Origin of the sequence: Kribbella sp. VKM Ac-2566 (genome assembly GCF_004366005.1) — a bacterium.
Taxonomy (GTDB): domain Bacteria; phylum Actinomycetota; class Actinomycetes; order Propionibacteriales; family Kribbellaceae; genus Kribbella; species Kribbella pratensis.
The window spans coordinates 20,071-32,048 of record NZ_SODT01000003.1 but is presented as its reverse complement, the minus strand read 5'-3'; the positions used below and the strand labels follow the sequence as shown (position 1 = coordinate 32,048).

Annotated in this window: 11 protein-coding genes and 2 pseudogenes; 4 read left to right on the top strand and 9 right to left on the bottom strand. The window is 63.5% G+C overall.

Going from position 1 to position 11,978, the window contains the following annotated elements; translation table 11 throughout:
• Positions 1-424: 424 nt before the first annotated feature.
• On the top strand, positions 425-1,210 hold the full coding sequence (locus EV647_RS02585; RefSeq protein WP_133997827.1) for an isocitrate lyase/phosphoenolpyruvate mutase family protein: 786 nt from the start codon (positions 425-427) through the stop codon (positions 1,208-1,210).
• Between the two features lie 28 nt (positions 1,211-1,238).
• Here the strand turns inward: EV647_RS02585 and EV647_RS02580 are convergent, their stop codons facing one another.
• Positions 1,239-2,156, bottom strand: a complete 918-nt coding sequence (locus EV647_RS02580) for a LysR family transcriptional regulator (protein ID WP_133997824.1) — start codon at positions 2,154-2,156, stop codon at positions 1,239-1,241.
• 72 nt (positions 2,157-2,228) lie between these two features.
• Between EV647_RS02580 and EV647_RS02575 the strand changes: the two genes are divergently transcribed.
• Entirely contained in the window at positions 2,229-3,101 is an 873-nt protein-coding gene (locus EV647_RS02575; RefSeq protein WP_166680195.1) for a DMT family transporter, read from the top strand.
• A gap of 270 nt (positions 3,102-3,371) precedes the next feature.
• Here the strand turns inward: EV647_RS02575 and EV647_RS02570 are convergent, their stop codons facing one another.
• Positions 3,372-4,523: a PLP-dependent aminotransferase family protein gene (locus EV647_RS02570; RefSeq protein WP_238176990.1), complete on the bottom strand. Its 1,152-nt coding sequence runs from the start codon at positions 4,521-4,523 to the stop codon at positions 3,372-3,374.
• 60 nt (positions 4,524-4,583) lie between these two features.
• A pseudogene (locus tag EV647_RS43600) lies at positions 4,584-4,817 on the bottom strand (GntR family transcriptional regulator); the annotation flags it as partial.
• A gap of 64 nt (positions 4,818-4,881) precedes the next feature.
• Between EV647_RS43600 and EV647_RS02565 the strand changes: the two are divergent.
• Positions 4,882-6,123, top strand: a complete 1,242-nt coding sequence (locus EV647_RS02565; protein WP_133997815.1) for a PLP-dependent aspartate aminotransferase family protein — start codon at positions 4,882-4,884, stop codon at positions 6,121-6,123.
• A gap of 279 nt (positions 6,124-6,402) precedes the next feature.
• Here the strand turns inward: EV647_RS02565 and EV647_RS43595 are convergent, their stop codons facing one another.
• The 6 genes and pseudogenes from EV647_RS43595 to EV647_RS42450 all read right to left on the bottom strand — a co-directional run bounded on the left by EV647_RS43595 (position 6,403) and on the right by EV647_RS42450 (position 9,623).
• Positions 6,403-6,696, bottom strand: a complete 294-nt coding sequence (locus EV647_RS43595; RefSeq protein ID WP_370342178.1) for a pyridoxamine 5'-phosphate oxidase family protein — start codon at positions 6,694-6,696, stop codon at positions 6,403-6,405.
• Between the two features lie 313 nt (positions 6,697-7,009).
• Positions 7,010-7,273 (bottom strand): annotated as a pseudogene (locus EV647_RS43590) (pyridoxamine 5'-phosphate oxidase family protein); the annotation flags it as partial.
• Between the two features lie 87 nt (positions 7,274-7,360).
• Positions 7,361-7,828, bottom strand: coding sequence for an IS3 family transposase (locus EV647_RS02555; RefSeq protein WP_238177003.1), 468 nt, complete (start codon positions 7,826-7,828; stop codon positions 7,361-7,363).
• Positions 7,789-8,256, bottom strand: coding sequence for an IS3 family transposase (locus EV647_RS02550; protein WP_133997809.1), 468 nt, complete (start codon positions 8,254-8,256; stop codon positions 7,789-7,791). The genes EV647_RS02555 and EV647_RS02550 overlap by 40 nt, the downstream gene beginning before the upstream one ends.
• Complete coding sequence (locus EV647_RS02545; RefSeq protein ID WP_166680194.1) at positions 8,192-8,566, bottom strand: transposase; 375 nt, start codon at positions 8,564-8,566, stop codon at positions 8,192-8,194. Before EV647_RS02545 ends, EV647_RS02550 begins: the two co-directional genes overlap by 65 nt.
• A gap of 901 nt (positions 8,567-9,467) precedes the next feature.
• On the bottom strand, positions 9,468-9,623 hold the full coding sequence (locus tag EV647_RS42450; protein WP_202876017.1) for a hypothetical protein: 156 nt from the start codon (positions 9,621-9,623) through the stop codon (positions 9,468-9,470).
• Positions 9,624-10,396: 773 nt separating this feature from the next.
• Between EV647_RS42450 and EV647_RS02535 the strand changes: the two genes are divergently transcribed.
• Positions 10,397-11,377, top strand: a complete 981-nt coding sequence (locus tag EV647_RS02535) for a hypothetical protein (RefSeq protein WP_202876016.1) — start codon at positions 10,397-10,399, stop codon at positions 11,375-11,377.
• Positions 11,378-11,978 lie beyond the last annotated feature (601 nt).

Below are 11,978 nucleotides of genomic sequence, written 5' to 3'. Positions count from 1 at the left end.
GCTCGTCCAGCAGGCGCCAGCAACCCGTGGCGTGGTGATCCGCCAGTCATTGGTCGAGGCTCCGTGCGCTGGCGTCATTGAAGCACGTTGCGCGAAGGCACCGATGACGGCTGACGCGCACCCGGCGACCAATATGCAAGCGAGAGTAACCGTCTGCAGGGGCTCGGAGCATGTGAGTCCACGCACCGATGACGAGGTGGCCATAGAACACCTGTCTCCCCGGATGTCTGCGGGCGGGACGTCCATGCTGTTGTGCGGGTGGTGAGACACCGACAGAGGTGCCTACCCGGCCGTTGGGCGGCGTACCTCGTTCACCGGCCGCCAGTCTGCCAGGAGGTCGATCACGCCTGTCCATGTGAACCGGTGGTCCCTCGACCGCGTATATGGATCAACTGGAAACCGACCTTCCGAAGGGAGTTGAGGGATGACGTTCTCCGGTCTTCATTACGCCGACGTTCCCTTGCTGCTGCCGAATGCTTGGGACATTCCCTCCGCGCTAGCGTTCCTTGAGGCAGGCTTCGAGGCCATCGGGACAACGAGTTTCGGCGTGGCGTCCAGTCTTGGTCAGCCAGACGCTGCCAGATTGACGAGGGACGCCAACCTCTGGCTCGCGCGCGCCCTAACTGTCCTACCGGTCTTCATCAACGTGGACATCGAAGACGGCTACTCGGACGATCCCCAACAGATCGCGGACTATGTCGCCGAACTTGATGTCGCAGGTATCAACATTGAAGACAGTACGTCCGGGCAACTCGTAAGCCCCGATCTCTGTGCTGCGAAGGTAGCAGCGATCAAGCGGGCATGCCCGGACCTGTTCGTCAACGCCAGAGTCGATACATACTGGCTGGGACAGGAGGCCACCGTCGGCGGTACCTTGCGGCGGGCCGCACGCTATGTGGACTCAGGTGCCGACGGCGTGTTCGTTCCCGGCGCTACAGAGCCGGCCGAACTAAGTCAACTCGCCGCCCAGATTGGCGTTCCGATGAATGTGCTGGCTATTCCGTCGATGTCGCTGTCTGACTTCGCCGACCTCGGGATCCGCAGAGTAAGCACAGGCTCGTTGCCCTATCGGGCCGCCATCCATTCCGCAGCGCAGGTCGCGGCAGCGGTACGCGAGGGCGACAAGTTTCCCTCGGCTGTGTCATACCCAGAGATGCAAGCCAGACTTCTCAGCTATCAGCGTCAAATGGCACAGATAGAACGGAACTGAAGAGCAGGATGCTTCGGGGACTCTGCGGTCATTCGTGGTGCCACCTGTCCTGTTGCTGGACGGTGGCGGTTAAGGCCTCCAAAAAGTCGCTGAGCACAGGGTGTTCGCGGGTGCCACGGCGGATGGCGGCATAGAGCGTCCGGTGGACGCCTGGGTGTCGGATGTCGAGTAGGCGGACAGTGTCATCACGTGGTGCGGCGATGTTGGGCAGGAGTGCGATGCCAAATCCGGTCTGAACAAGGGCGGCGGCGACTGCGAAGTCGGCGCAATGCGCGACAATGTGGGGCTCGTAACCGGCGGAGGCGCAGGAACGAAGCAGTGTTGTTTCGCAGGAGCCGCCTGCGGCTGGCGCGATCCAGCGTTCCTCGCGCAGCTCGGCGAGGTCGACTTCAGGCTCATGAACGTTCTGATCGGGCGGCACAGCGACATACAACGGCTCGGTGAACAGATCGAGGCGGTCCGTGCGGGCGAGCGATCGGCGCGGTGTGAGGCTGTACTCGCTGGCAAGCACGACATCGAGGTCACCGCGGACGAGGGCGGGCAGGCTGTCTTCTGGTTCGCTCTGTTGGATCCGCAGGTCCACGCCGGGTGCGATAGCTTGCAGGGCTGTCATCGTGGCGGGCAGCAACGTCCGGCCAAGGGTGGGAATGGTGCCCACGGCAAGCGTCCCACGGCGGTCGTGGCCGGCAAGATTGGCCAGGTCGGCCTCGGCCGCTTCCAGGGCGGCCAGCACGTGGCGGGCGTGCATAGCGAGCTGATGCCCTGTAGCGGTCAGTCGAGCGGTGCGTCCGGTGCGGTCTACCAGAGATACGCCCAATTGACGCTCGAGAGCCGCAACGTGCTGTGACACCGCAGGCGGGGTGAAGGTCAGCGCCCTCGCAGCGGCGGCGATCCCGCCATGTTCCGCCACTGCGAGCAACACTCTGAGACGTCGCACATCCAGCATAAAGCAATCCTACATAGCAGAGTGTCTAGCCTTTACTGGTGCTTACGGTGGTCGCCAAGCAGGCTAGGAGGCATGTTTGACCGTCGACGAGTGATGGTCGCGGTGGCGGTCACAGTGTTGCTGTGGTCCTCCGCGTTCGTCGCCATACGCATCGCCCTCACCGGATTCGGCGTTTATGGGCAGGTGGTCGGCCGCCTGCTGATGGCCTCGCTGGTTCTCGCCTTGGCTGCTCCGCTCCTGCATGTGCGGATGCCCGCTCGCCACGATCTGCCGCGTATCGTGTGGTGCGGCCTAACCGGAATGACCGCCTACCAACTCTTGCTGAATGCGGGTGAACGTAGCGTGCCAGCAGGCACTGCCAGCCTGCTGATCAAGACCAGTCCGGTCATCGCCGCCGTTCTTGCTGTCTTGGTACTGCGGGAGCCGTTGCACCGGCACAGCATCTTCGGTCTTGCGCTGGGATTTGCTGGTGCGAGTGTCATCGCTCTTTCCCAGGGCGACGGCCTGACCCCGAGCCTGGACGCGGGTTATGTCGTCGGCGCAGCTTTGGCCCAAGCCTCGTTCTTCGTGGCACAGAAGCCTTTGCTGTCTTGCTATAGCGGGATTGAGGTCACCTGTCATGCCACCTGGTTAGGCACCATCCTGTCGCTGCCGCTGATGCCGGATCTGATTCGTGCGGTGCCGCACGTTTCGACGGCTGCCGCCTGGGCCTTGCTGTACCTTGGCGTCGGACCGAGCGCACTCGGCTTCGCCACATGGGCTTATGCGTTAGCTCGACTACCCGTCGCAGCAGCTGCCAACACGCTGAATCTGGTGCCGTTCCTGGCGATCGGCATCGGCTGGGCCGCTCTTGGCGAGAGTATCCACTCGGCCGCGCTGGCTGGTGGCCTGATGATCCTCATCGGCGTGACCGTTGGTCGCCAACGCGGCGGAATCACTCGATGATGACCCTCATCAAGGCCTGCGGGTTGTCGAGATGACGGTCTTGGTCAGGTCGAATCCTTGCGACCTGACCAAACGACCGGTCGCCGCGCTGACATAGCTCGACAATCTCTGCGTTGCACTCGCGAGTGCACTAACGACGAAGCCGCGCCTTCTTCTTGCCCATCGATTCCATGACGAGCATCCTTCCGGAGCTCAGACTCCTGATCTGGATGTCCGTCAAACGGGACCGACCTGGTCTAGATTGACATCAAACTCTGTACCGTAAGCTGGTTAGACCACGATATCCATCGCAACCCGAGCGGTTTTGCCGCTGGATCTGAGCTCGGTCCATGCCTGGCAGAGCCGATGAGCCGCGACTCGCAGTTCGTCTGGTTCGACGACAAATGAGATCCGAAGGTGACAGCCAAAGGTTTCGTCAGGTGATGACCTCGTGCCGGCCAGGACTCGCACGCCGTGGTTGAGGGCAACGCGAGCGAACGCTTCGGCCTGGCTGCTCGGAAGGCGGACCCAGAGGAACGGCCCTCCCGCGGGTTGGCTCCAGGACCAATCGGGTAGCTCAGTTCCAAGAAGTCCACTCAGTACGGCTCGACGCTCGTTGAGTTGGGATCGACGAACTGCAATGGTGTCTTCAATTGTAGGTAACAACCGGGCAGCAAGGATCTGGCTAAGGTGCGATGAGCCGAGGTCACTGATTACCTTGAGGCGAGCGAGTCGCGCCATGAGATGCGCTGGTGCTCGGATCCATCCCACGCGCAGACCAGCCCAGAGAAGCTTGCTGAGGGCACCAATGGTGATGATCGTGCTGCTGTCCGCGCTCGCCAGGAATGCATGAGAAGTGCGGTCGAGTACGAGGTCGGCGAGACTCGTGTCGTCGACGATGAAAGTCCCCGTACTCTCTGCCAAACGAGCGATGTCGTGGCGCCGCGCTGAACCCATGACCGCGCCTGTGGGATTCTGGCAGGTTGTCATTAGGTACACCAATCGGACCGTTGAGTTGTCGATGATTTCTCGCAATGGGCGGAGCTTGATGCCTTGCTCGTCGATCGGGAGCCCGATCATGGTCGCTCCGGCAACTCGCGCGGCGTCGATCGCACCCGCATAGGTGGGGTTTTCGGTGACGATGGTGCCGTGGTCCCGACCGAACAGGCTGAAGAGCAGGCTTACCGCCTGCTGCGCGCCACTCGTGACCAGCACATCATCAGAGGTGGTAGGAAGGCCAAGCTCGCTATAACGCACGGCGATCGCCTCACGGAGCGCGGGAAGACCGAACGGCTCGTAGACGGTGCCCGCGGCTAAGTGGCGAATCTCGTCGGCGCTAATGCCGAGTTGCTCATCAGATAAGTCGGGAAGGCCGGAGATGCTCGACGTCGACAGATCGATGGTCCCGGCCAAAGGCTCGCTCAGCAACTTTGTCGGAGTCATTGCTGCACCTGGCACCTGGGGTCCTGCCCACCGGCTCGTGCCAACGAGTCGCGTGCCGCTGCCGCACTGGCTTGCGAGAACGCCTTGGCGGCGGAGCAATCCGTAGGCCGCGCTCGTGGTTGTACGGCTGACATCCAGCAACCGCGCGAGGTCGCGCTCGGATGGAAGCTTTGCCTCCGTTCCAAAGGCACCGCGGCCGATCGCACCGCGGAGGGAATTGGCCAGCCTCTGATAGAGCGGCCCATCTCCGGTAGACCAGTCGCCGAGTTCATGAAGCAGTGTCGAGACGGCCATCAGGGTCCAATCTGGTGCAAAATGGCTATCGAAGTCAGGGCCAATCTCCGAAAGTATAGGGCTCATGGACATCGAGTTGGAACTTGAGACGATGCTTCAGCACTCGGACGCCCTCGACGAGGCCGACTCCGACGTCGCGCCTGCCATGTACCTGTCGGTGCCCTTTTCCGCTGGCTCCGCTGCAGAGTTTGCGAGCTTGAATCGCCATCCTCGCCATGAACGCTTCTACCGGCGATATGGCAATCCGTCTCAAGCGCGTCTGGAGAGGGCTGTATCGGCCATCGAAGGTGCCGAAGCTGCGCTTGCTACTGCTTCCGGGATGGCAGCGATCTCGACGACAGTGCTGACGCTGCTTTCGGCCGGCGACCATCTTGTGGCCCAGCGCAGCATGTATGGCGGCACGTTGAGCTTTCTTCAGGATGTGGCGCCACGGTTCGGCCTCGAGGTAACCCTTGTCGATGACAGCGATGTGTCCGCTTTCGAGCGAGCGATCAGGCCTCGGACGAGGCTCTTCATGGTCGAGTCCCCAAGCAACCCTCGGCTGCAGGTCAGCGATGTAGGTGCTGTCGCAGCTCTTGCCCGGTCGCATGACATCTTGACCTTTGCTGACAACACGATCGCAACGCCCGCAAACCATCGCCCGATCGAGGATGGCGTGGACCTGGTGATGCACAGCGTCACTAAGCAACTGTCCGGACACTCCGATGTGATGGCCGGGATCGTGCTTGGTAGCAAGGAACTCATCGATGCTATCTGGAAAACGCACACCATGCTCGGGTCGGTCATCAGCCCGTTCGATGCATGGCTCGCGCTGCGAGGATTGCGGACGTTGTCCTTACGTGTGGAGCGCCAGAATCAGACCGCTCTTGCGGTGGCTGAGTTCTTGGCTGCTCAGCCTGCCGTTGCGCAGGTCAACTATCCAGGCCTGGTCAGCCACCCGCAGCACGATCTTGCGAAACGGCAGATGCGCGGTTATGGCGGGTTGTTGAGCTTCGAGCTCCGAGGTGGAGCCGTTGCTGGCGAGCGGCTCATTGATGCACTCCGTATCCCGGTGCGCTCATCGAGTCTGGGTGGGTTTAGGTCGCTTGTCATTCGGCCTGCCGCAATGTGGGCCCACGAACTGAGTGACGAGCAGCTCGTCCAAGCTGGAGTTCCCGCAGGTCTTATCCGATTTTCAGTCGGGCTGGAGAGCACGGAGGACCTCATCACCGACCTTGACCAGGCTCTGGAAGCCGTCGCGTCGGACGATCTGAATCGTGCGCGTCATGGTGGTGGTTTCCCGGAGCTACATGACTGGACGGTATGACGTGACGCCGTCATGGTGACGGGGCTGCGGGCCGGGGCCTCACTCGCACAGATTTGTGGATTGCCGGGCAGGGGCTGCCTGGCCTCTCCGACCTATGCGGGAGGTCCCGGTGTTTCCGAGCGTACGAGTGCGCGGCGGCGGCGATCGATGGTGTGACCGGTCAGTCGACTGAACTCTTCGGCTCGCCGGCTTCTGCCTCGTCGGAGTCCCTGGCGGGATCTCGTCGCGGCGACCTGGGACGCGGCTGAGTGAGCTTCTGTCGGTGATGCGTCGATGTGATCAGCTTCTGTGCAACTGGCTCACCGCTGGCGGGGCTCCACAGTCGGGACGTGTCGTTGGTGGGTTGTGCCGGAAGTACTCGCCTAGCGTCCAGCTCAGCGGACTAGCATGATCGATCTGTATGACGCAGTCAGATGTGAACTCGATCAAGCGTTTCGCGCCCGGTACGGTGGCCGCCTCGTCGGGATCCCAGTTCACTCGAGCCGTACCGGTGATCTGCAGCGAATGACCGTCCTTCCAGTTCAGGAAGAGCAAACCGCAGGCTGGCGACAGCTCCAAGTTGCCGAGTGTCATGTACATCGAGTTGCCGACATAGTCCGGCCACACCAGCCGCCGTGCGTCGAGCACCTGACGAACCCGGGTCCCCGCCGCGGTGCGAGGCGTCGGCGCCGTGTCCCGGAGCGTAGGTCGCGACGAAGAACGCGTCCGCAGCGGCGATCCATTCCTGCTGCGCAATGGTCAACTCGTCCGTCGTGCGTACCGACCCGACGGCTGCGTCGTCGCGGATATCGGACTCGAGGTGCCTGACCTGAATGTATTTGGGGCAATTCGCATAGACCTGCTCGGTTGATACGACCAGGTCAGCGTTGGTCCGGGTAGATCGCCCGTTGATGCGCATGCGGCGCCGCGTCTGCGGCTCGATCGTGAGCATGCCAACTTCCGCGTCGGCGGCTAAGGATGTGGCGAGTGGATCGCCGGGGTTGAGCAGGCTGCGTACGATCACGGTGCGATCGCTGGTCGCCTCCATGAATCCGGGCATACCAGTCAGCACCGTCACCCAAGGCGCGGCCTCGTCGTCCACCGCGCCAATGACCACCATCCGCTGGTCGCGCAGGAACTCCGCCCCGACGGCCGGGATGTCCGCCGCCACACCAGCTGACCCCCAGCCTTGCCTGGTCCAGCCGGCGCGCAACTGGGGTTGACCCGGTTCGACGGACAGGGTTGGTGTGAGGTTGGTTCACGCTATCTGTTCGTGGGTGGTGGCGTGGGTTGATTCGAAGGTGGCGGGGCTGAGGTAGGCGAGGGTGGAGTGGCGCCGGCGGGTGTTGTACCAGCCCTCGATGTAGTCGAAGAGCGCACTGGTGGCGGCCTTGCGGGTCGGCCAGGCGCGGCGGTGGATCAGTTCGGTCTTCACGGTGGCGAAGAAGGACTCGGCCACGGCGTTGTCCCAGCACTGACCCTTGCGACCGACCGACAGCGTCACGCCCAGATCCCTTGCCAGGTTGGCGTATTGGGCCGAGGTGTACTGACCGCTGTCGGAGTGGAACACCACACCGGCCGCGGGGCGGCGCCGGTTGACGGCGTCGGTGAGGGCGTCGGCGACCAGGTCGGTGCGCAGGTGGTCGGCGGTGGCCCAGCCGACCACCCGGCGGGAGGCCAGGTCGATCACGGTGGCCAGGTAGAGCCAGCCTTGCCAGGTGTGGATGTAGGTGATGTCGCCGCACCAGCGGCGGTCCAGCTGACCGGGGTGGTCGGGGTCAATGGCGAAGTCGCGCCGATCAGGTCCGGGCGTTGCGCGGCGTCCGGGTCGGCGATGGTGGTCTTGTTCCATCGTCGCGGGATCCGGCCGTGCCGGTCGGCGGCCTGCATCAGCCGCACCACCCGCTTGCGAGAACATCTGTGGCCCTGGTCGAGCAGTTCGCGGTGGACCCGCGGCGAGCCATAGGTCTGGGTGGACTCGTCGTGGATCTCGATGATCCTTGCGGTCAGCTCGACGTCGCGCTGCTCGCGTAGTGATGGCCCGCTGGCGCGGTCGGCGTAGTAGGCGGAACGGGAGACCTGCAGCAACTCACACGCCCGCTTCACGTTGTGGTCGCCCTGCTTCTCCGCCTCGATGAACGGATAACAGTTCACCGGGTCTCCTTGACGCGAAGAAAGCCGTGGCCCGCTTGAGGATGTCGACGTCCTCGCGGAGCCGGCGGTTCTCTCGTCGCAGCTGCGCGAGCTCGTCTTTCTCGCTGGTGGTCAGCCCGCCGTCGCCGGTGCCGGCGTCGCGCTCGGCCTGGTTCAGCCACTGCCGGACCGCGGTCTCGGTCAGATCGAAGTCCTTCGCGACCTGCCCGACCGACCGGTCACCGCGCTGGCACAGCTCGACGATCTCGGCCTTGAACTCAGGTGTGAACGAACGACGAGGCCGTGGCTTCTTCTTGCCCATGGACTCCATGATGAACATCCTTCCGGAGCAAAAGCTCCTGATCTCGGATGTCCGTCAAAACGGGTCAGGCCCAACGGCCGGAGTACTAGGTCGAAGGAGGTCGGGAAGATGCTTCGTAGAGGTGACGACTACGTCGGATCAGCCATGGACGCATCGAGCGGCGAAGACGGCCACATGTTGTGCGATGAGCTCGCTCGCGATACGGAGGGCCAAGGCAACTGGGACCGTGCGATATCGGCCGTGAGGGCTGTCGCGGAGTGCTACAGCGGCGACGATTGGCGGCACAACGCACACCTTTGGCATATGGACCTCCTAGCGCAGGCCGGACGCCTCGACGAGCTTGTCTCCCTGCGAGCGGACGTGCACGCTCGGAGGCGACTCAACCGGCAACTGTCCGAGGCAGGGCATTCCCCGCTTGGCTGATGCTCACGAACGTCGCTGATGGATCTCGGCGATCTTGCTAACGGATTTGCTAACAAACGGTGTAGACCGGAGTGGACGACCAGGTGCAGGGTCGGCTTGGTTCAGGTTCACGCAGCGGTGGTTGGATGCTTTGCTTGCTGCCGCTTCGGGCTCACGATCGGAGCACGGCAAGACCGGCTCAACAGACCTCTTCGAACCTGATCTCAAGGTCTCGGGGGCGCCGTCCCACTCAGGGCCCACGCCCAGCCCCGAAGCGCGTCCGCCTGGGCGAAGAAGTCATCAAGCCCTCATGCCGAATGACCACAGGTTGCCCTGTGCGAGGGCCGCAGTTTCGGGAGTCGGATCCCAGTGAATCGTGCGGCTCAGCTGCCAACGTGGAGGATCCTGCTCCCGCCGTCCAATGAGTTGGCGGGTCAAATCTGTGTCGAACTCGGGACTGCCTCGGAAGGTGTAGGTGCCGAACTGAGCCAGGACGCCGTCTCCGTGCTCATCGGCAGGTGCGGGCAGCATCGGCAGGGATGGTAGCGAATCCGCGAAAGACCTCACCGATGGTCCCTACGTCACCGGGCGTGATCGGACCAGACGCCACGCCCGCGTCGGCCAGGATCGTCAACAAGTCGGTCTCGGCTTCGCGAATCAACATGCGCCGATCATGCTCGACTGTGCTCGGTCGTACCGCATCGCGCAGTCAGTTCGCGCTACTGCCGCTCTGGGCCTAGAAAGAGGGCGTGGTGTACCCGGCGGCGTATGACTCCAGACTGCTGGCGAACAATTCGAGGAACGCCGAGAAGTTCGCTGCCAGCCTTTGCACCTGGCGCTCCGTCGCAGGGCAGAGCACCCCAGACTCGATCGCCGCCTCCTCGATCCTGAAGACTGCCGAGTCTTCATCCACTCCCCCACGTAGAGGGCACCACCTCCGTCGGAGCCGATCGTCAGGATCTCGACCCGCCGGCCTCCGAGCTCCAGCCAGCGCGGATACTTCTCGGCATGCTTCGCGGCCACCGATGTCGCCGGTCCGAGGAAGTAGCCGTTCCGAACATTGGGCAGGCTCACCTCCTCGACGACGTTGAAGAACTCCACGATCGACGGCGGAACCTGGATGTCGGGTCCGAGTTCCAGGCTCAGCTTCGATCCGCCCTGGCCGGTTCCAGTCACGACGACGTTGACATCAGGCGGGTAGCCGTATCGCTCCTCGAAGCGCTCCAGGAACTGCTCGCTGGAGCGCCTCACTCGGTCGGACCACGCGACTAGATCAATCACTAGCGCAGCATGCCCACCTTGGGGTCAAAGCGCACTGATTTGCCGCCGACAGTACGCTCAATTGCCGAAAGTAGTGCGCTCGGACCAGTCGGTGAACCTGGAAACCATGTGCATCGAGCCGTCGGTCCGCGGCATAAGTTCTGCCATGATCGTGAGGTGACTATGGGGAGCCAGGCTCCGACGCTTCGCGTCTGGCGCGTGACGAAGTACAACCCGGCTGACCGAGACGAGCAGGGCCATTACATCGGCCGCGAAGACACCGACAGCGACCACGGTCCGGTCGAGGCCGCCTATTTGGACACGGTGGCGACCTTCGCCGAGGACACCGGCGTGGACGTCCTACAGATGCGGGAGCCGTCGGTCCCCGTTGTCGTGGGCATCGGATCGGACATCTGCGAACGCTTCGGTGGGCTCGTCGAGCTGTTCGGCGCCGACTTGGACGGCTACCACGACGGCGCTCCTCTTCAGCTGGACCATGCCGTGGAGCTGGTGCGGTTGATGCTGCGTGACGACGGCGTATGGTGCCGGCTGGAAGCGGGGGACGACTTCTTCGTTCACGTCGGCTGGGACCAGAACGTCTATGTCGGCAGCAGCGCTGGCTGCCCCAGGGCGGTCGCCTTCGTCCACAACCATGGCCTGTTCGCGGAGCCGATCTCCGGCTCGCCGTACGCCTTCGGGCTGGACGACGACGACCACATCGACGTCCGCTCCGCCGACGCGGCATTCTGGGCCGACCTGGCGGGGTTGGTTGACGAGCTCGGCACCGCCCTGCTCGAGGAGGGCTACGTGCACAACGACTCGCGATGGCACCAGCTGACCCCGAGCACCGTTGACACGGTCCGTGACAGGTTGACGCCTCGCGCGCGACTGCTGGTCTGGCCCGACCTGAGCGCCGATGTCCCGGGTGTGCTGGACTCGCTGCCCGACGAAGGACTTGTCGAGGTGGTCTGGCTGGATCATGCCGGCCGGATCACCAGCCGTCTTATCGAGGAGTCCGACCAGCCTGCAGTTCGCGCGCGACTAGCGGATGCCGCTGCCGCAACAGCTCTATCGGTGTACGCCGAGCAACGCCGCCCTCTAATGACGGCCGTACTTCCCGATTCCGATGGAGTCCTCCGCGCCCGCTGGACTCCATAGCCGGTAGGGATGGATGCGCGCATTTGGCCGCGGAGAGTGAAGCCCGCTCATGCCGATGAGTGCGCATGCCCTTGAGCTACGGGCGGAGTAGAGTGCCAGCGTCAGTCGCCGCGGCTCGAACTTCTGCCCAAACCTCGTCTGCGAACCATCGAGCGTCGGTCCAGGTGGCGCCCTGTCTGTCCGACACAGCCACGACGGCGGCGACCACCCTTCGAACAGCGATGGCTTCTCGTTCGTCGCGGAGGATGGTTCCAATCGATTTCGCCGGGTCGTGGACGTGCCGAAAGGTGTCATCCACCAGCCAGTGGACCGCGTTCGTCAAGTCGGGCTATCGAGGTCCTGGCCCTCGTTGTCGAGGGACGGCGGCTCTGACGCGAGCAGGTCCAAGGCGTCGAGAACGTCGCTGCGTCGGTCGGGCCAATCCACATCCACAAAGCATCGTGCCAGCATCGGGCAGGACAATGTACGGATTTGGCTCCCCGCGTTGGTCAGGGTGCGCCGGTCCTCGTCGGTGTCAAGCAGAGTGCGCTTGACGCCGGCTGAGGGTCGGCGCTGCTGAGCGGGCGCAGGGACGATCCTCACTGGAAACCGTCACTGCGGT